The sequence below is a fragment of the Bradyrhizobium sp. CCBAU 53421 genome (genome assembly GCF_015291625.1).
Classification (GTDB): domain Bacteria; phylum Pseudomonadota; class Alphaproteobacteria; order Rhizobiales; family Xanthobacteraceae; genus Bradyrhizobium.
The window spans coordinates 3,724,211-3,743,274 of record NZ_CP030047.1 but is presented as its reverse complement, the minus strand read 5'-3'; the positions used below and the strand labels follow the sequence as shown (position 1 = coordinate 3,743,274).

Below are 19,064 nucleotides of genomic sequence, written 5' to 3'. Positions count from 1 at the left end.
GATTATTTGCGCTTTCCGGTCTTTGTGCGTGACGGCTCGCCGTGCGCTGGTTTGGGATTCGAGGCTACCTCAACGAGGGGGCGACGATAGGTGTCGACGCGATGCAGCCAGCCTGCTTCCCACATGTGGTTGGCTGGAATATTGCGAACCCGCTGCTGCAAAACAGCCTGAGCTGCATCGGCATATTCAGAAAGCACCGCCTTCGGCTCGGTCGTGGTGCCGTTCATCTTGAGAAGTACTTGCTTCAGACCCCAGCCCTGCCGGTTGCCGGTCTGCTTGTCGACTGCCGTCTCTTTAGGATTGATGCCCTCACCCTTGAAGTTAATGTAATCGATAAGCGGGTAGAGATCCTTCGAAGCCCGCACGATGCGTGAAAACTGGATGATGATATGCGCGCGCTCCGCGCCGTCAGGCGCGGTTTGGAGGATCTTGTCCATTGCGCCCTGTGCGCGTGCCACCAAGAACTGGGCCTGACCAGCGATGGTGTCAAGCAGGAATTGTCGCAGCTCCTTCATCTGAGGCGAGTTGAATTTCTTCTGGAAATCCGCTCGACTTGTCCAAGGACAAGGGGGAATCGGCATCCTATCGACCCACGAGGGCAAATGCGCATTTCGTTCGCGCAAGAACTCGAGCAACGGTGGAAAACTCTCCTCGAAAGGAGCCGGCTTGCCCGCTGGAAACCAGAGAAAATGGCCGATGCCGAGTGAGGCAAATTCCTCGCCTGCATTCCATGACGTGATCGCATCACGGTTGCCGTCCGTTTCGTTCAACCAAATCTTATGACCGACCTTTTGAGCCACATTGTCGGGCAGAGCGAGTTGCGGCACGGCGACGAGCCCGTCTGGATTGGTGTCTTTGTCCTTGCCTTTGCGGCCCGGCCTCTGCGCATCGGAAGACGGCGCGGCCACGTTCCCCGGCTTTTCCGCGTCCGGTCGCTGTTGCGTGCCTACCTCGATTTCCGGCTTTGATGTCTGCGCGTAGGGCGATGACACAACCGTCTCTGGATTTGATCTCTGTGTATGAGGAAGCGTGCCGACCTTGTCCGCTTGCGTTGCCTGATCCGCCGTTGACGGCGCAATGGCGTTCGATGCCGGGGTCCGAGCATTGGCTTGGGCCTCGCGTTGTCGCAGGGTTGTTTCTTGTTCCGATTTTGACTGCTGAACCTCAGGTGGCGGCGCGGCTGAGGCCGGCGTCGATATCTGCGCCTCAGGTGTTAAGGCGATCGTGTCCGGTTCAGACTCTCGCTGCGCGGTCGACGTCGCAACGGTGTTCGGTCCCGGGTCCGGCGCTCCAGTCTGCCGCCTGACTGCCATTTCCGATTCTGCCATTTGCGGCGCGGGTAGCGGTGCCGCGACCTCTGACTTTCCTTTTTGCGCTGCGGCCAGCATCGCTGCGCCGCGTTCTCTCAGCTTTGCTTGATTGTCGGCGACATCCGCTGTCACTGGCGCTGCGCTTACAGCCGGCGCTGTGCGGCGCATCCATACGACCGCGGCGACACACATCAGCAATGCGCAGTAAACCATCCACCAGGGGAATCGCTGCGGCTTTTTCCGCAGCGCCGTCCTGTTGCTGCCGACCGGGCGCCGGTCGCCGCCAAAGTCGCCACTCATGTCCATGTCTCCTGAGGAGGCATTTCCTAGTGGCGGCCCGTTAACACGTCTGTCTGGCGCTCGACAATACGTGGACCGTTGGCGCCGCTCTTTATACCGAACTCAAGTCTGTAACTGTTGAACTGCGCGCTTCCGTTTGCCTTTTGCTTATAGCCGTCGACCTGCTGGGTGAGCACGCATTGGTCTCCGACCTGGCCCGCCGACGATGATGTCGGCGTATACCTCTGCATCGGATATACTTTTCTGAAGTCGTCTTCTTCCTTGATGACATCGGTTTTGGTTTTCGCGGCCCGCTTTCCATTGACGGTCCAGGTGACCTGATCATCGTAGACCGAACTGTCGAAGGGCCGGTTGCCATAAATGCCGTGCTGGTCGAGCCAATCGATGATCCGGTCTGCCTGGCACGATAGCCTTGTCCGGGATACCGGTTCGGGCGGAGGCGGTGTGTACGTCGGAGGTGGCGCCGGACTTGTTCCGCCGGGTGCGATTTTAAAGACCAGTATTTGGAAAACCTTGAATCTGCACTCGCTGAGGTTCACCATTAGAGGGGCAACCTGGTCGCGCACGACCCCCACATAATCCTCGGTGGTAATGCTTCCGCTGATCTGCCCACCGGTTGTCAGAATTTGCGAAGCCAGTCCTCTTAACTCGACGCTGAGGGCACCTTTTGCCGCTGCGGTCGAGGCGCTGCCCTGGTCTTTGACCACCCCGCAAATGCGTTCTGCTGTGCTTGCGATCATGATAAGCTGAGCTTCGCTGAGCCCCTCAGCTTGGGCCCTCGTCGGCGTAATCAGCGCATGCAGAAAAGCCGCAACAGCCAAAAACAAAAGCTTTTTGCTCATGAAAATGCCTCCAGCCAATGACTGAATTATAGAAGCGAAACTCCGCCATTTGCAACTTTCTATTGCAAGCACAAAACCATACACCTCCGGCATGAAGCGGCGACGGCCGCCCGGGAAATAGCAACGATAGCAGCCTGGTCATGGGATCTATCCGCGCAGGCCCGGACGATCCCAACCGGAATCTTGGTCCGCTCTGTCCGTTTCGGACGGAGCACGAAGTCCGTACCGCTGAGCGGGTCAAGACCGAGCCCCCCTCCCCCTTTAGCAAACCCATCGTGGCCGCAGTAGCAGTGGACAGGGCCGCATTGCGATGTAACCTTCAACTCGGCGCCGGGCGCAATCGTCGTGACGCCCGCAGCACCGCGCGGATCACCTAAAGCAGCTAATCGCCATCTGTCGCCGAGTCCGTACGATAACAGCATCTATCGTCCGTCTACCGCCAGCGGTGCGAACATCCGCTGCGAGGTTGCCGTCACCATCTTTCGTGAAAGCCCGAGGCTCCTGCGTACATTTAATCCGATAATCTAACCGTGAAGCCAGTGTACCGGTTTCGCGCTTTCGAACGGCCGGGCCGCCCCTGACCATATTGGCGAGTTGTGCCAGATCTGAGTCGCTATCCGTAACTTCGTGCGCCACAATCAGATGATACTCGCCTTCCACGGCGACATGTACTTCGAGACTCTGACCGATGGCGGACGGACATTTAGGGACAGATCAGTGCGTTTGGACTATTCCAGACCCGCGACCAACTGCGTAAGCGGCGACATGATGGGCACGCTCAATGCAGCCGTCGCAACAAAGTCAACTACCAGCCCACGCAATTGATCTAAATGACAGAAGCATGTCACCTGCGAGTAATGAGCCTAGGCTCCTCCTCGTCCACGGAATACGCATGCAAGATCACTCAAACCCTGTTCTTGCCAACGTCCCCTATCGAAGCGCTGCTCCCTCGTACGCTGAAATGCTCCGCGCCGAGATCTGCTCTAGCAGAGAACTATCGTTTCTCATGGAGGCGCACGACGGCCTCTCCGCTGCGATCGCCGAGCGCGCGGGCTTTAAAGGTCTATGGGCGTCCGGCCTTTCGATTGCCTGCTCTCTGGGCTACCGCGATGCTAGTGAACTGTCATGGAGCCAACTCGTTGATGTAGTCGATCGGATCGTCGACTCGTCAAAACTGCCTGTCCTGGTTGATGGGGATGGCGGCTTCGGTAATTTCAATAACGCGCGCCTCCTCGCCCGCATGCTTCGCCAGCGGGGTGCTGCAGGCGTCGCGCTCGAGGACAGCTGTTTTCCGAAGATGAACTCGTTTGTTGGTGAAGGACATGTGCTCGCCGATGTCGATGAATTCTCCGGCCGCTTGCGTGCCGTGAAGGATGCAGTCACCGACGAATTAGTCCTTGTGGCCCGGATTGAGGCGTTGATCGCCGGGCGCGGTATGGAGGAAGCCATTTCGCGCGCTCACGCTTACGCCAACGCGGGAGCCGATGCGATTCTCATTCACTCTCGCAGGAGCGCCGCGGACGAAATCCTCGCGTTTGTGAGAGCTTGGCAGAACAGGTTGCCGGTCGTGATCGTTCCTACGAAGTACTATCGAACACCTGTCGCTGTATATCGCAAAGCCCGCATCTCTGCAGCGATTTGGGCGAATCACTCCATGCGGGCTGCAGCAGCAGCGATGCGACAGGTCTGCCGTCGCATCGTCGCAGAGGAAAACACCGCGAGCATTGAGCCGAATATTGCTACGCTCGACGACGTCTTCGAACTATTGAAGTACGACGAGCTCGCCCGTGCGGAAGCGCGATATCTTCCCCCTCCTGATTGAGCACCACAACGTATCTCCGGCGGGCGTCGATCTCGAACTACTCCAACACCTGGGTCGGTTCGGACCGGCTTGCCTGAGTCCTCAGTGCTCGGAAATGCGGCCGTGATATTGATGGACACGAGGGGAACGAAATGGTCACCAATGGCCCAAGAAAGCCGCGATAGATTCGGCCTCACGTTCGATGAAACAGGTTTGATGGTTTCCGTATGGGCCTATCTTCTGCGCCGTACTTTTGACCGGATGGTCAGCAGCAATTCGTAGGCGGTTAGCGACCGACACCCGCTCTTGGATCAGGTACGGACGCGGCAAGACAGGGCATCAGCGGAATCAAGATAGACCGCTGCGCCGATCTGGATACGACGGAGATACTGTGAGTATCCGCCGTCTCTCGTCTCGTGGACCGTCTCAATCACCCGAGGCTCGTTCTCTGCATCCTCTGACAGAACCTCGCAAAGGACACGGCCGGTCATGGTTGACGGCGGCGCGATGCCAATCAGCCGGAGCACGGTCGGCGCAAAGTCGCAGATACTTGAGGGAACTTGTGAGACGAGCCCGCTCTTGATCCGCGGACCCGCCAGGATGCCGACCGACGACATCTCCTTGGCATGCAACCCGCCATGCACACCAAAGCCGACGGGCCAGTTCGGGCTCCAGCTGCGGCCGACGAGGCCGAACGGATCGACCGCATCATCAGCCCGGTAAGAAAATAAGATATCTGCCGAACGGGCATGGTCGGCGAACGCCAGTTGGCGGGCGAAGCTGCCCGGCGCGACGCCCTCGACCTCGCCCCGCCCGGCGGTAAATACGGGACCGCACCAAGGCCGTTCCATTATTGTCCCTGCCGCGTGGCGGATAGCAACGTCGGATGGCTCAGCCAGGTAGATCGCGCCGACCTGCCCCGGTATGACAATGGCGTCAATCCCGGGCCCCGGCGCAGGCCCACAGTGCAGCCCGGCCGCCTGGAGCGTCTCGAAGGGATCTGCCTGCGCATGCACCGTGACGTGCCCATGGTCGGACGCGAGGATCAGATGAACGTCCTGAGAAATGCCCTCGGCTTCCCACCAATCGAGCACACGGCCAAACTGCCCGTCGACAAAGCCGATCGCCTCCAGGGTCTTTGGCGCGCCGATTCCGGAATAGTGGGACGAGGTGTCGGGCTCTCCGAAAGAGAGAATAGCGACATCAGGTCGAACTTCAGGCCAGATCACATCAAGGAACGCCGAGGTCAGAAACGATTGAGCCGCGAGATCGGGCATGCCCTGGGGAGCCGGCGCGGGTGTCGGCCCCAGCAAGCCCACAACCCGTTCGAGCATAGCGGCCGGGGTCGCGACTTGAGGGAAGTGGCCGGACAGCCTCACCAGGCCAAGCGTTTCAGCCTTGTGGTTCAGTAGGCGGGTCGCTCCCGCCGAATTGGAAGCAAGAACCGAGAAGGTTCTGCCATTCTCCACAAGGATCTCGCCGAGCGACGGCGCGCCAAGGAAGCGGCCGCCGCATGCTTTGTCGAGGCATTCGATCAGGCGGTCGTCACTCGTATCGACGAAGATGGGTATCGCGGACAGACGGTCGAGGTACTGGTTTCCGACAATGCCGTGCCGATCCGGCGTCGTGCCCGTGACGAGGCTCGTCAGGGCGGTCCGGGTATCGCTGGGATAGACCGTACGCTGCCGCGCCAGCACTGCACCGCGGCGCTGGAGCCTGTCCAAGTTCGGAGTCACCGATGGACTGATGAGATCGGGCCTAAGCCCGTCGAACAGCACGATGACAATGCGCGTCGAGATTGAGCAGACGGACATAGTCGAAACTTCATCAGGGCCCCTGCCCCTTTTGTGTTTTGTGCGATGGTCTGGTGATCAGCGCGCCGCCGTCGTACCATTGAGCCTGCTGTTGTGCCCCAGCAGCTCTTGTTGACCCCTGCAGGGCGGCTTTCCTCTATTCCGGCTCCTCCCGAAAGGATCGGCGCTCAAGAAGCTGACTCTTGCTTAGAGCGCGCCTCCTTTGCGCCGGAGGTCATTCAATTGATAGGAGCCTGGCCGCGCTATGGTGAGTTACGCAAACAGTTGCCCTCCGTACAGCCACCAACGTTGGTAGTTGAGCTAGATGACGAATACATGTCACTGCTAGTCGAGTCGAGTGGATCACAACGTTACTTGCAGGTGTTCAACATGAATCGTCAGCCACGACATGATCTGAGAGGACTAATTCATGCGAGCCGCCATAACAGAGACGCGGCAGATCTGCGAACGCAGTTCAACGAATACTTCGAAAATTGAGGCCACTCTGACGACACACGACGACGTCTTTGAACTGTTGAACGACGACGAACTCGCACGCCCGCAAACGCAATATCCTCTTCCCGGCAACCTACGCCAACAACTCTCTTATTCATACCGCACACGCTCGAATTCGAAGGAACTACCGCCATGCATCAGCCCGCCTTACCGTCGCGCTCGACCGCACTTTTCACCGAAGCACAGATCTTCCTTCCTGCAATTAGACCCGCTGTCGAATGGCGTAGCGGCCCTTGCGCAATCGATATGCACATTGCTACTCGATCCAATCTCCTCGCACATCTCACTGACCGTCCAGTCACTGGCAAACGCGCTGCGAGCTCATTGCGTGCAGAAGAAGTGCCGAATCCAATTATGACTTGTCTTTCTTGAGATGTGAGGATCTGCTTTCAATATCCTCGTACACTCTGCCCCGCAGCGACAACCAAACCGACATCTTGGATCGACGGAGAGCGCTCATGTTAGCGCAACGGACAACCTTGTTTAAATCATCTGGCACCGCTGCGGCGAGTGATGCCGCCAAAGCAGTTGCCGTGGGCGGCAAGGATGTCATCGATCTGACTTCTGGAGAGATCTGGAGCCACACGGCGCCATCCGTGCGCGAGGGCGCGATCGCCGCAATTAACTCGAACATCAACCGCTATACTGACACGCTCGGCCTAATGGAGTTGCGTCATGCGCTCGCTCGCAAGATTTCAGCCGAAACCGCCCAACCCTGGTCGGCAGATGAAATCGCGGTGACGACCGGCGCCAAACAGGCGCTCTTCAATGCAGCCATGGTCCTTGTGAATCCGGGGGACGAAGTGCTCATCCCCGCCCCTTACTGGACCACTTTTCCAGCTCAGATCATCGTTGCCGGCGGCAGGCCCGTCTTCATCGAGACAAAGCACAATCACTTTGTGCCGAGGCCTGCAGACCTCGCGGCGGCCATCACTCGAAACACTAAGGCGATCGTAATCAACACACCGAACAATCCGACTGGCGCTGTCTATGATCGCGACATTCTCGCTAGCATGGCCCAGCTCGCCATCGACCGTGAGCTTTGGATCATCTTCGATGAATGCTACGGGACTTTCGCCCACGCGCCGCATGTCCATCATCCGATCGTCACGCTGGCGCCTCGCGCACGCGGTCGTACTTTGATCGTCAATTCGTTCTCCAAGTCGTTGGCCTTGACCGGTTGGCGGATTGGCTATCTCGCCGGCCCCAAGGCGGTCATCAGCGCAGTCAAGGCGCTACAAAGCCATACAACGTCCAATCCCAATGTCATCGCCCAGCATGCGCTACTCCATCATCTGGAGTCCGGCGATGCAACCTTTCAAATGCAATTGCAACGACAGGTCAGCGACGCGCGGGCACTCGGCCTGTCGATCCTTTCCGCACTGAGATCGGTACCCCAGCCAATCGCCCAAGGTGGATTCTACTTCTATCTCGATCTCAGCGGCCTTCAGCGATCCGCCAAGGCACGTGGTCACGAGCTAAACGCCGATGACGTCGTTAGCACGCTGCTGATGGACGCTGGCGTTGCAACAGTGTCAGGCACAGCGTTTGGCGACCCCGCCGGAGTCCGCCTCTCCTACGGCATCGATCTCAAACTACTCGAACATGGCTTGCGGCGTCTGACCGCAACTCTAGACACATGGAAATGAATTATTGGCTCCCGCAGAGGCGCCTGGACAAGTGGCTTGGCATCATGGCCGACAAAGCCGCACCAGCCTTCATCGCCAGATCGGGCCGCGACGCCCGCTTAACGTCTTGTGATCGAAACACAGCGAAAGCCCCCAATCGACGGACATGGGACACGGATGTTGGACGACACACTCGATAATCGCGCCGCGCACGGCGGCGCCCCTACTACCCCGGAGGCCAAGCTAATGATGTCCTCGGCGACACGTTCAGACTGAAACACTCGAGGCTGGCCTAACCGACTTGCGACGATTTCTCAACTCTTTGCAACGACGACGGAATATCGCGCGACGATCGAACCAATGAAGGCACTTTAAGATGACCACCAATGCTCCCAAGAAGGCCGTCATTCTCGCCGCCGGCTCTGGCACTCGTCTGCGACCATTAACGGATTTGTGCCCGAAGCCCCTCGTCAAGATCAACGGTACACCGATCCTTCACAATGCCCTACGAAACCTCGAGGCAGTTGGCGTCGAGGACGTGACAATCGTTGTCGGCTACCGCAAGGACGCGATTCAGTATGCCTGCGGCAGCCGCTTCAGCGGCCTTAACATCAACTACGTGGAGTCAACCGTCTTCAACAGCACTGGCAGCGCTTATTCGCTGTGGCTGGCGCGTGGCGTGCTTCTTTCTGGAGATTGCTACATTTTGGAAGGTGACGTCTACTTTGAGGAGGACGCGCTCCGCTATCTAAACGTTGCCGCTGCTCACGACATTGCTGCGGTTGCACCATTCGAGCCGTGCATGCAAGGGTCGGCCGTGACGCTGTCCGAGAACGGACTTATCTCTGGGTTTCGGCTGAAGCAGACGGCAGCGGACCTCAACGGCGATGGCCCAGCGCTGTTCAAAACCATGAATCTACTGCGGTTTAGTTTTGGTACGCTCAGTAAGACGATTGTTCCTTCCCTGGACGACTTAGTCAGGTCAGGCGCCACACAAACATACACCGAGGAACTGCTTGCCCAACTCGTCGAAAGGCGCGGGCTGAAGCTTGCGGCTGCACGTTGTGACGCGCTTCGTTGGTATGAGATCGACAGCACGGACGACTTGCGAATCGCTGAACGACTTTTCGCAACAGCGTCGCTCCGGCCGTCACCGGGGTCCCTCGAACATCGGATTGGTGGTTGAGGACTTCTCCAATGTTCCGCCAGCTCATCGATCCAGCCAACGCTATAACTGCCGCAGGTCTTGTGCTCTCGGTCATCGGTATCAACCTTGCGATCGCAGGCCGCCTGGAGGTCGGAGTCGCCATTGTGCTCTGGGCGTTGCTTGCCGATCACCTCGACGGCGTGGTGGCCCAGCGAACGCAAGGCCGCGCTGCGGAGACAGGACAGGTCGGCAAGAATCTAGACTCGCTGGCTGATTTGGTTAGTGCCGGCGTCTTTCCGGCCGTCACCTCGATAATTATGGCCCATGGTTCACTGGTCCCAGTTGTTGCAGGTACTGTTCTCGTGGTGGCCAGCGCCTTGCGGCTGAGTTACTTCAACGTATTCGGATCTCCGGGCGGCCGGTTTATCGGCGTGCCGACCACCTATGTGATACCAGCAACGGCAATCGTGTTCTTGCTCCGTCCGGTGATCCCTGATGCGATCTTTCCGAACCTGTTCGCGTTTATCCTCTTCGTACTTGCCGTTCTGCACGTTTCGTCGCTTCGAGTTCCGAAGACTACCGGCATCATGTACCTCGTCATCACGGCATTTTGTGTTGGGGCTTCCATCGTACTCGCGACAAGGGGGCTCGCATGAATACGCAGCCTAAATTCGTCCGGCCAAGCGGTCCGTCCACACGAGACCACACGCGCGGCTGGATATATCGAGAACTCGGCGTCGAGCCGTTCATCCAATGCGCTGGTGTCCGCACGATTTATGGAGCAAGCAATCCGAGCGACGAGGTCATCGCCGCAATGACGGCGGCCGCTGAGGCGTTCGTCGACATGGATGAGCTCGCCGAAGCGGTAGGCCAACGAATGGCCGAACTCACCGGCACCGAATGGGGGGTTATCACCGCCGGAACTGCAGCCGCGCTAGCGTTGGCCACTGCGGCCTGCATTGCCGGAAACAATCCAGAGCTAATGTTGCGGTTACCGGATACATCGGGGCTGCGCAACAAGGTGTTAATCCCCTCCGATCAACGTTTCGCCTACGAACAGGCGATCCGGCTCGCGGGGGCGGAGATTGTCGGTATCGCCACGACTGAGGAGTTGGCTGAGGCATTGGACGGAACCGTTGCGATGCTCTGCCTGCTTGGTCGGATGGACGCAGCGTCAGCCTTACCGTTAAGTTCGCTACTTCCCTTCGCTCGCGCGCACAGCATTCCCATTCTCGTCGACGCCGCCGGCCTTTCGCCGGAGAACCCGGATCGCTGGATCAAGAACGGAGCCGACCTGGTTGTATACGCAGGGGGCAAATACATCCGCGCACCACAATCCACCGCAATAGTGCTTGGGAACGAGCGCCTTTGCAAAGCGATCTGGTGGAATGGAGCCCCTCATCAAGCATTCGGCCGATCAATGAAGGTGGGCAAGGAGGAGGTACTCGGCGCCCTGGTCGCGCTCGATCGGTGGATCAATTTTCAATCGGCAAAAGACGAACGCGAAAGGTGGCTTCCTCGATTAAAGCGGGTCGACGCTTACCTCAGCTCGCTGCCAGGCGTCAAAACAGAACTGCTGTCCTGGGCGGGTTCCGTGACAGCAATTCGGCTGAAGGTCAGCTGGGACACCGGTGCTATTTCGCTCAATGCGGAAGACCTAAGGCTAGCCCTTTTGCAGCAACGACCGCGCATCCTAATACACGATTTTTGGTCTACGCCGACCTCGATCATACTGGATCCCGTGAACCTCTCCGATGACGAAGCTGACATTGTTGGCCGCACTTTGGCCCACGCATTGCGTAATCCCGAGTCCATAGCTCAACCGACCGCGGACCTCCGTGCCGAAGTCGACGTCTCAGGCAGTTGGCGGCTTGAAATACAATTCCTTCACGGTTCAGCGACACATCATGTCAGCATCCAGCAGAATGGCGTGACGATACGTGGCCTCCACCACACGGGATCCTCCTCAGGAGGCGTGTCGGGTGTAGTTCATGGGCGCCATATCCACTTCGAGGCGGCGCATGAGCGCGTGCCAATTTGGCTGTTCTACGGTTTCGATGGCGAATTGGCAGAAGATGGCTCGATCAGTGGAACAGTCCGACTGGGTGGCACCGCTAACGAACATCTCGGACCAGTTTTCAAGGGTCAATTCGGCTCCGCCGATTGGCGAGCGACGATCGTCAACACAACACCCGATGGCTCGCCTGAAGTTCGCAGGCAGTCGCAGCAGCCCGGGGGAGGCTCGAATGAGCATTCAGAACGTTGAGAGCCACCACCAGCATTCGTTCAGCTTGCATGGCAAGGTCGCGTTAGTCGTCGGCGGCTACGGAGCGATTGGCGCAGCGATTTCCGAAACATTGGCCACTGCAGGTGCGATGAGCATTGTTGCTGGACGAAGTGGGGACCGGGCACGAGCTTTTGCCGCTGAACTGAATGACAAAGGTTTGTCTGTTCAAGGTGTCGAGCTCGATGCATGCGATGTCGCCGCAGTACGTCGTCTCCCCTCTTCCCTCAAGCATCAATATGGCTCGATCGACATTCTAGTGAACTGCGTCGGGATCAACAAAGAGCAGCCCCTTCTCGAGGTGACAGAAGATGCATTCGATCAGGTGTATCACGGGACATTGCGTGCGGGAATGTTTCTCGGCCAAGCGGTCGCTGCCCATCAGGTGGCAGCCGAAAAGAGAGGCAGCCATATTCACATTCTCTCACTTCGGTCGTCACTTGGTTTTCGAGACCGAGGTTACAGCGCCTTCTGTGCGGCAAAGGGAGGACTGGCCATTCTCTTGAAGCAGCATGCGACTGAGCTCGCCCCTTACGGGATCACGGTCAACGGTGTCGCTCCCGGCGTTGTACGAACTCACAAGAATGACAAAGCTCTTGAGGACACCGCGACGTTTCAGGAGGCCATAACCGACATCCCCCTCAGATGTCTGGCAACGCCATCCGACGTCGCTGGAGCGGTGCATTTCTTCGCGTCGTCCCTAGCTCGGTTCGTGACCGGTCAGATTCTGTATGTGGACGGCGGGCTCACAGCCAGCACGTGAGGGGCCTCTCTCGGAAGGAGCTGACAATGAAAATTGGAGTAGTCGGAGCTGGCATTATTGGAACCTCCATCGCCTATCACCTAGGTAAGGCTGGCGCGCAGGTCACGATCTTCGATATCGGAGGCCCTGGCGATGGCGTCTCTTCCAAATCGTTTGCTTGCCTCAATGCTTTCGGCCAACCGGCGGCTGACCTGCCGTTCCGACTCGAAGCCATCAGGTATCACAGCACAATCGCTCGCGAACTCGGAAGCGAGCGATACCTGCACATCACCGGCACTCTGCGCCTCGGTACGGTCGAGGGAGAGGCTGCAAAGATCACTGCAAACGCAAAGATGATGCGCGAGTTTGGTGGTGACGCGAACAGCCTAACTGGATCAACGATTAACGAGCTAGAACCGCTCGTCCAGGCCCATCGGCCGATTGAAGGCGTGAGCGTGCCGGAGGAGGGCTGGGTCGATGCAAAAGGTTTGTCTCGACGCCTCGTGCATGTCGCCACGCGAAACTTTGATGTACGATTTCGGCGGTTAAGAGTACTACGCATTGGGAATGACGGTTTAAAGCCGTGGGTCAACTATGATCTCGGGACTGACTTGTTTGATTGCGTTGTCCTGGCCGCCGGGAGCGATACCAATCCAATCCTGCAGGCGTCAAATCTTACTCCCTTCCCGATAAAAGCAGATCCAGGTGCTTTGCGGGAAGTGCCATGCCATAACGAGTCGAGAGGCCTTGGGCACGTAGTATATGCGGATAGCTTCCATGTTCGGCCCAGTGACCGCGGCGGCCTCCTGGCTGGCATATCCCCGCTCGTCGACGATTTGCAATCAAGCGACCGGTTCGAAAAGGAGAGTAAGGCCATCCTAGATACAGGAGCGGAGTGGATTGATCGGTTTGCAGAAATGCCGGGAACGCCGGTCCTCGGCATCCGGTCTGTGACAGCAGACGAGCTTCCCATCCTCGGCAGGCTTGAGGATGCCAATCACATCTACATCGCGGTTATGCATGGCGGGATTACGCTTGGACCGTTGGTGGGGCGGCTTGTTGCGAACGAAGTCGTGAACGAACAAGCTAGCGACCTGTTAGCACGATATCGCCCCTCGCGGTTCGGCAACAACGCGACCTGCGCGCCGGCTACAGTAAGCTCGTCTGAAGATCGTAGAGTAGCGCCTATGGGGCCTAACGCGAGCGTGGAAGTGCAGCGCGATATTTCATTGCTGAAAGGTGAGATCAGCCTCATTCGAAGTACGCCTCCTGCTCCTGTTTGGCTCGGTGATACTATCCGCCAATCCCTTGCGCATGTCGCGGAACAGGCAAACATCGGTGAGATCTTTCGGGCGCATCGTTTTAGGGGAACTGAGCCCGACAGAGAGGCTGGGGCTGGCTGGATAGCTGGACGCCTCGGCACGGCGCCGGCGATCGACCGAATGATCACGACGAACGGCACTCAGAACGCGCTCTTTCTTGCGACCCTTGCAACCACTCGCGAGAAGAAAGTCATCGCTGTCGAAGAAATTGGCTACTATGCCTTCCGAAATATAGCGGCACTGTTGGGGGTCACGCCACGTGCTGTGGCAATGGACCATGATGGTATGCTCCCTGATGCTTTTGACAAGGCATGCAATGACGGGAACGTAGCAGCTGTTTATCTGCAGCCCACGGTGCACAATCCGACTGCTTACGTGATGTCAGTGGAGCGCAGACAAGAGTTGGCTGCGGTGGCGCGACGCAATAACGTTCAGATCTTGGAAGACGACGTGTACGGACTTCTGCCGGAGAACTCCCCCATTGCGATTTCTGCTCTTGCTCCTGAGTTGGCGTGGTACGCAACTGGACCCGCGAAGTGCGTCGCGCCTGGCCTAAGGATTGGCTATTTGGTGGCGCCTACGGCGCAAGCTGCCGCAGCTGCATTCGCACCGGTATCAACCGTCACAACTTGGCACGTATCTCCACTTGTTGCTGAAATCGCACAGCAGTGGATCAGGGATGGCACCATGGGGGCTATCCGGGACGCCATCAGAGCCGAAGTTCGAACGCGTCAGGCAATTGCCGCCGCCACGCTAAAGGGAGCGGACTACCTTAGCCACAGCGAGTCGATATTCATTTGGCTGAGGCTACCAAGCGACACAACAGAGGAGAAGTTCGTCGCCTCGGCTCGCTCTAGGGGGGTGATCCTTCGTCCGGGCTCAATGTTCTGGGTGTCTCCACCCAAACAGATCGATCGAATTAGAGTTGTCTTAGGTAGTCCGGACTCCGCTCGCGAGGTCAGAAGTGCGCTTGAGGTCATCGGCTCGATTCTTCATTGAATCGGTGCCTTGGGCCAATCGGCAACTCTTCACAAGTCATTTAGGAGGCAACGATGTCGGAAGCTCAGATCGGATTCTCTCTCAGTGCCGGACAATCGTTTGTACGGGCCGACGATGAATACCGCTTAGATGTCCTGAAAGGAACTCATATCGACCTGTATCAGGATATTCCACCCGCCTCGACAGAACGTGCGTCTATTATCCAGCAGATGCTCATAGGTTCGGACAAGATAGCTGGGATTGATCAAGCGTTCCGATTTCACCGCTACCAAGGAACCGACTCCGACCGCAAGGCCGCAGCTTCGTGGATGGCCAAGCGGCTTGGATCCGCACCGGATCCTAGCAGAGTGGTTCTGACACACGGATCGCAGGATGCATTGATTATGCTTCTGTCGACCATTGTTGGCCGTCAAGGCCTCCTCCTGTTGGAGGAACTTACGTACCCGTCGGTAAAGGTCATATCCGAGCTTCTTGGAGTCCAAACGGCGGCGGTCGCAATGGACGATGAGGGCGTGAGACCGGACGCACTGCGTCAAGTCTGCGAAGCAAATCCTTGTCAAATGGCGCTCTACTGCATGCCAACCGTCCACAATCCAACGACGAGGACAATGTCGTTAGAGCGACGATTGGCCATTCTCGAGATATGTCGCAACAACAACGTAACCCTCATTGAGGATGATGCTTATGGTCTCTTTTCGACAGACGAGATCCCAACCTTTTCAGAGCTCGCGCCTGACAGCACTTGGTATATGTTTACGGTAGCGAAAGCTCTGTCCTTACAACTTCGAATCTGTTTGCTAGTTGCGCCCACAGAAGGCAGCGTCGACAGAGTGTTTAGCTCGACAAGGCGTATGACCTTCTGGATGGCAACGCCGCTATCGGCAGTCTTGCTGACCAGACTTATTGAAGCCGGTGAGATCGATCGCCTTGTCGCAGGTGTCAAGGAGGAAACAGCCAAGCGACAAGCGCTGGTCTCGGACATCTTCAACGGCTTGGACTACAGATCGCGGCCGTTTTCCCCACATTTGTGGCTGACGGTTCCTGCGCCATGGGATCGACGAACATTCGCAAAGACCGCGCGAGAGAACGGCGTTCTCCTTAACACGAGCGACGCCTATCAGGTCGGCTCGGCGACGCCGCCGGAGGCGGTTCGCGTCTGCATCGGAGCACCCCAACGCGAGGAAGTCCGGCTCGCACTTACCCGAATATCTAACTTGCTTCGTGGGAGCTCCGATGCGCGCGCGGCCACGCACCGCTGATCTCACAGCTCCGTCGCTTGATCAACGGCGATGCTCGATTGAACTGGTTCCGCTCGACGACGTACCGTTAGGCCCAGCAAGGTGGATCAAAATATTCGGACGGTATTGGACTCTGCGGCGTTATCTCGGGCGGCTCATTGCCGCTCTGTACAGCCGAGATAAGGGGCGGCTGGGGTGTGAGGCCTCGCAGTTTCGGCAACACGTGTTTCAGACCGGCCCTCACGTGCTGACTTTCAAAACGATGCGGCAGGATAATTGGAGTGCGCGATGGACGGCAACATCTCAATTCAGCGTGTGGCAGGCGTCGCACCAGGCAGGAGTTCTGGTTCTGCCTTTGGCAATCTCGCCTGGGCGGTGGCTACGTCAGACGACAAAAGCCTCGGCCTAAGAGAACAGACTGTTGCGGCCTTTGCAAAGATCGAGCGGACGTTAGCCGCTCTCGAAACTAACAAGAAATACCTCCTGTCGGCGACAATTATTCTTGCCGATCTCAATGATAAGGAGGGTTTTGATCTCGAATGGAAGAAATGGGTGGGGGCTGACAGTCAGCATTGGCCACAACGGTCCTGCACGGGAGGAACTCTTTCGTCCGGCACACTCGTCGAGATCATGGTTGTCGCGGCGCGACCGAGCTGAGCGCTGATCTGAATTGGACAACCAGCTTGAGAGTCTCGCACAGTTCAGGGATGAGAAGCAGTCTCACCACGAAACCGAGTGCGCAACCAGCTCGACACGGTCGAGCGCGAACGTTCGTTTGAGCTGGATTTGCTTTCATCGGAATACGTTATCTGCCACAGCTCGCGCAATTTTACGGTCGTGGAAGGTGTTGATAATTGCGGTATGCGAGAATACCCGCAAGGCAAGCGTCAACGGTCGCGCGAGCGCGCATTGAGGAGATATCCGAGATGGCGCAATTCGAAAATGCTCCAACCTCATTCCCCGTTACGAAGCGAGGAAGCTCACGATGGTGGTATCGGTCAAAGGCCTGTATCCTTCCTCCCTCTCGGTATGGCGCCTGCCGGGGGTCATTCCGCTAGTGAGGAGTGCTCACGACGGGGTTTTGGGCGTCAAGCGCGAAGCGCACGCATGAACTGCTCACCTGCGACGCTCAAGGAGCCGGCATTGTCTATGCACAGCACATCCCTTCCCTCGATCAGATCAAGGTCACTTCGGGCAAGCCGCCGCTTCTGTGATGTATCGTCCTCGCGTCCGCGCCCCGCCAGGCGCTTGGCCAAGAGCTCAACCGGTACGGTGACATTGATGATTAAAAGCTGCGGGTAGCGCTGACGGGCCAATGGAACGATGGCTCGGGATGCATTCGCGACCACGACAGCGCCGCGACCGAGCTGGTGTTCGACGGCCGATGGAATACCGTAGAGGAACCCATGGGCCTGCCAATGCAACGCGAATCCTTCGGCGCTGGCTCGGCGTTGGAATTCTGCAAGAGTGACAGATTCGTGATTCTCGCCGATGGAGGGAGACCTGGTGATGACCCGGCGGACGAAATAGAAGTCAGTATCTGACTGCAACCGCACGCGGGCATGGTCAATCAGGGTGTCCTTGCCCGCTCCGCTGGGACCAACAACGAGAACCATGTGCCCACGCCTAGGTGCCATCAACTCATACCGCCTCCTTGAGGAGGGTATTGCTCCTCAAGGCAAACTGCGACCGCACGACAAAGTCAGCGTGAGGATCTTTCTGAACAAAGAGAGAAAGAGCATCGACTCGATAGTCTTCGAAGAGCAGCGGTGCAAACGCCTCATACAATTCTCGCCGCAGGTCAGGCCTGCTTTCGGCGGGAACGCGATCGGTCAGGGTCATGTGGAAACGGAACCGATCGAAGACGTAGGGATAGCCCCATTGCACGAGATAGGTTGTCTCGGTCTCATCGAGTGGGGTGCGTAAACGTCGTTGAAACTCGCCCTCGCTCATTGGCGCCCGGAAGCGATCAAGCTCTTCTACGATGTGCGAGGCCAGGCCACGCAAAGAAGGGATCGGAGTCACAGGAACCAGTGCGAAGAAGCTGCCCACGAGATCGATCTTTAGTGGGCCGATCGGGCACGGAGTCCGCGCCGCTGCGAGTTTGCGGAGCGCGTGCTCCAATTCCTCGATCGAACAGCGCTCCCTGAGCTGGAACGGCGCCTTGAGAGTCGCGTGGAACCCGTAGCGTCTAGGCGCGGAGGTCAAGGCGTCACGAACAACGTGGGCCTGGCCCGCAGGACCGGGTTGAACTGGAGCCGCAGGCGAGATTCCAAAGAACGCGTCGCGCCCGAGCCAAGCTCTCGCCGCCACGGTCAGCGGATGTTCTCGAGCCGGCGTGTAGTAAATCGCGTAGCGGGGCGAGAAAGGTCCGGCCATTATGCGGCGGCCTCCCCCGCCGTATTGGGCAGTCGCTTCCGAAGCAATGGCTGGCCCACCTCGAACAGGCGGTCGGCGACAGCCTCGCGCACCTCCTCATCGTGGAAGATGCCAACAATAGCCGCCCCGCGCGCCTTGGCCTCGTCGATTAGCTCAACCACGGTCTGGCGATTGGCGGCGTCAAGGGAGGCCGTCGGTTCGTCGAGAAGCAGGACCGGGTATTCTACGATAAACCCGCGGGCGACGTTGACGCGCTGCTGCTCACCGCCAGAAAACGTGGCCGGCGCTAGAGACCACAGCCGCTTCGGGACGCGGAGACGGGAAAGAAGGGTGCGAGCGGCGCCGTACGCCGTGTCCGGGTCAACGCCGTTCACGATCGCGGGCTCGGCGACAATATGCAGCGCCGGCACTCTTGGAATCACGTGCAGGAATTGGCTGACATAGCCAATGGTTCGTCGCCGGATCTCGATCACTTCCCAGGGCTCGACCGCCAGCAGATCGACGGTACTGCCGTCGTGTTGAACCAGGATCTTCCCAGCATCGGGCTTGTAGTTGGCATATAGGGAACGCAACAGCGTCGACTTGCCGGCACCAGATGGTCCATGCAGGCAGACGCATTCTCCGGGGACTACCCTGAGATCGATACCATCAAAAACGGGAATCTCCGTCCCGCCCTGCGTGTGGAGGATGAATCTCTTTGTCAGGCCGTGAGCTTGAAGGGCGATATCGCTGGTGTTTATTCTGGCTGGCATTTCTTCACGCC

General features: G+C 58.1%; 15 protein-coding genes. 9 read left to right on the top strand and 6 right to left on the bottom strand.

Annotated features, from left to right (window positions below):
* Positions 1-2 precede the first annotated feature (2 nt).
* The gene (locus XH92_RS43070; protein WP_371818047.1) at positions 3-1,610 is read right to left on the bottom strand and encodes a hypothetical protein; all 1,608 of its coding nucleotides are present in this window, start codon (positions 1,608-1,610) and stop codon (positions 3-5) included.
* A gap of 26 nt (positions 1,611-1,636) precedes the next feature.
* Entirely contained in the window at positions 1,637-2,452 is an 816-nt protein-coding gene (locus tag XH92_RS17555; protein WP_194460321.1) for a hypothetical protein, read from the bottom strand.
* A gap of 961 nt (positions 2,453-3,413) precedes the next feature.
* Here XH92_RS17555 and aepX point away from each other — a divergent pair.
* Positions 3,414-4,274: a phosphoenolpyruvate mutase gene (gene aepX, locus XH92_RS17550; protein ID WP_194461304.1), complete on the top strand. Its 861-nt coding sequence runs from the start codon at positions 3,414-3,416 to the stop codon at positions 4,272-4,274.
* 290 nt (positions 4,275-4,564) lie between these two features.
* Here the strand turns inward: aepX and XH92_RS17545 are convergent, their stop codons facing one another.
* Entirely contained in the window at positions 4,565-6,067 is a 1,503-nt protein-coding gene (locus XH92_RS17545; RefSeq protein ID WP_194460320.1) for an alkaline phosphatase family protein, read from the bottom strand.
* 953 nt (positions 6,068-7,020) lie between these two features.
* On the opposite strand from XH92_RS17545, the gene XH92_RS17540 reads away from it, so the two are divergent.
* From XH92_RS17540 to XH92_RS17505, 8 genes are all read left to right on the top strand, one after another.
* The gene (locus XH92_RS17540) at positions 7,021-8,211 is read left to right on the top strand and encodes a pyridoxal phosphate-dependent aminotransferase (protein ID WP_194460319.1); all 1,191 of its coding nucleotides are present in this window, start codon (positions 7,021-7,023) and stop codon (positions 8,209-8,211) included.
* A gap of 355 nt (positions 8,212-8,566) precedes the next feature.
* Positions 8,567-9,376, top strand: a complete 810-nt coding sequence (locus tag XH92_RS17535) for a phosphocholine cytidylyltransferase family protein (protein WP_194460318.1) — start codon at positions 8,567-8,569, stop codon at positions 9,374-9,376.
* A gap of 11 nt (positions 9,377-9,387) precedes the next feature.
* The gene (locus tag XH92_RS17530) at positions 9,388-9,993 is read left to right on the top strand and encodes a phosphatidylcholine/phosphatidylserine synthase (protein ID WP_194460317.1); all 606 of its coding nucleotides are present in this window, start codon (positions 9,388-9,390) and stop codon (positions 9,991-9,993) included.
* Positions 9,990-11,603: a hypothetical protein gene (locus tag XH92_RS17525; protein ID WP_194460316.1), complete on the top strand. Its 1,614-nt coding sequence runs from the start codon at positions 9,990-9,992 to the stop codon at positions 11,601-11,603. The genes XH92_RS17530 and XH92_RS17525 overlap by 4 nt, the downstream gene beginning before the upstream one ends.
* On the top strand, positions 11,584-12,384 hold the full coding sequence (locus XH92_RS17520; RefSeq protein ID WP_194460315.1) for an SDR family NAD(P)-dependent oxidoreductase: 801 nt from the start codon (positions 11,584-11,586) through the stop codon (positions 12,382-12,384). Before XH92_RS17525 ends, XH92_RS17520 begins: the two co-directional genes overlap by 20 nt.
* Positions 12,385-12,410: 26 nt before the next feature.
* Positions 12,411-14,684, top strand: coding sequence for an FAD-dependent oxidoreductase (locus XH92_RS17515; RefSeq protein ID WP_194460314.1), 2,274 nt, complete (start codon positions 12,411-12,413; stop codon positions 14,682-14,684).
* Between the two features lie 53 nt (positions 14,685-14,737).
* Entirely contained in the window at positions 14,738-15,943 is a 1,206-nt protein-coding gene (locus XH92_RS17510; RefSeq protein WP_194460313.1) for a PLP-dependent aminotransferase family protein, read from the top strand.
* A 267-nt stretch (positions 15,944-16,210) separates the two neighbouring features.
* Positions 16,211-16,579, top strand: coding sequence for a Rid family hydrolase (locus tag XH92_RS17505; protein ID WP_194460312.1), 369 nt, complete (start codon positions 16,211-16,213; stop codon positions 16,577-16,579).
* Positions 16,580-17,010: 431 nt separating this feature from the next.
* On the opposite strand, the gene phnN is transcribed toward XH92_RS17505, so the two are convergent.
* From phnN to phnL, 3 genes are read right to left on the bottom strand one after another with little or no spacing between them, the layout of a single operon-like run.
* The gene (phnN, locus tag XH92_RS17500; RefSeq protein ID WP_246788470.1) at positions 17,011-17,538 is read right to left on the bottom strand and encodes a phosphonate metabolism protein/1,5-bisphosphokinase (PRPP-forming) PhnN; all 528 of its coding nucleotides are present in this window, start codon (positions 17,536-17,538) and stop codon (positions 17,011-17,013) included.
* Positions 17,539-17,563: 25 nt separating this feature from the next.
* Positions 17,564-18,301: a DUF1045 domain-containing protein gene (locus XH92_RS17495; protein ID WP_194460311.1), complete on the bottom strand. Its 738-nt coding sequence runs from the start codon at positions 18,299-18,301 to the stop codon at positions 17,564-17,566.
* A complete protein-coding gene (gene phnL, locus XH92_RS17490; RefSeq protein WP_194460310.1) occupies positions 18,301-19,053 on the bottom strand; it encodes a phosphonate C-P lyase system protein PhnL in 753 nt (250 codons plus the stop codon). Before phnL ends, XH92_RS17495 begins: the two co-directional genes overlap by 1 nt.
* Positions 19,054-19,064 lie beyond the last annotated feature (11 nt).

Excerpts from the sequence above, each read along its gene's own strand:
- XH92_RS17540 (WP_194460319.1), top strand. The coding sequence starts at position 7,021 with ATGTTAGCGCAACGGACAACCTTGTTTAAATCATCTGGCACCGCTGCG.
- XH92_RS17525 (WP_194460316.1), top strand. The coding sequence starts at position 9,990 with ATGAATACGCAGCCTAAATTCGTCCGGCCAAGCGGTCCGTCCACACGA.
- phnN (WP_246788470.1), bottom strand. The coding sequence starts at position 17,538 with ATGGTTCTCGTTGTTGGTCCCAGCGGAGCGGGCAAGGACACCCTGATT.
- XH92_RS17530 (WP_194460317.1), top strand. The coding sequence starts at position 9,388 with ATGTTCCGCCAGCTCATCGATCCAGCCAACGCTATAACTGCCGCAGGT.
- XH92_RS17510 (WP_194460313.1), top strand. The coding sequence starts at position 14,738 with ATGTCGGAAGCTCAGATCGGATTCTCTCTCAGTGCCGGACAATCGTTT.
- XH92_RS17505 (WP_194460312.1), top strand. The coding sequence starts at position 16,211 with ATGGACGGCAACATCTCAATTCAGCGTGTGGCAGGCGTCGCACCAGGC.
- XH92_RS17520 (WP_194460315.1), top strand. The coding sequence starts at position 11,584 with ATGAGCATTCAGAACGTTGAGAGCCACCACCAGCATTCGTTCAGCTTG.
- XH92_RS43070 (WP_371818047.1), bottom strand. The coding sequence starts at position 1,610 with ATGAGTGGCGACTTTGGCGGCGACCGGCGCCCGGTCGGCAGCAACAGG.
- aepX (WP_194461304.1), top strand. The coding sequence starts at position 3,414 with ATGCTCCGCGCCGAGATCTGCTCTAGCAGAGAACTATCGTTTCTCATG.
- XH92_RS17555 (WP_194460321.1), bottom strand. The coding sequence starts at position 2,452 with ATGAGCAAAAAGCTTTTGTTTTTGGCTGTTGCGGCTTTTCTGCATGCG.
- XH92_RS17495 (WP_194460311.1), bottom strand. The coding sequence starts at position 18,301 with ATGGCCGGACCTTTCTCGCCCCGCTACGCGATTTACTACACGCCGGCT.
- XH92_RS17515 (WP_194460314.1), top strand. The coding sequence starts at position 12,411 with ATGAAAATTGGAGTAGTCGGAGCTGGCATTATTGGAACCTCCATCGCC.
- XH92_RS17545 (WP_194460320.1), bottom strand. The coding sequence starts at position 6,067 with ATGTCCGTCTGCTCAATCTCGACGCGCATTGTCATCGTGCTGTTCGAC.
- XH92_RS17535 (WP_194460318.1), top strand. The coding sequence starts at position 8,567 with ATGACCACCAATGCTCCCAAGAAGGCCGTCATTCTCGCCGCCGGCTCT.
- phnL (WP_194460310.1), bottom strand. The coding sequence starts at position 19,053 with ATGCCAGCCAGAATAAACACCAGCGATATCGCCCTTCAAGCTCACGGC.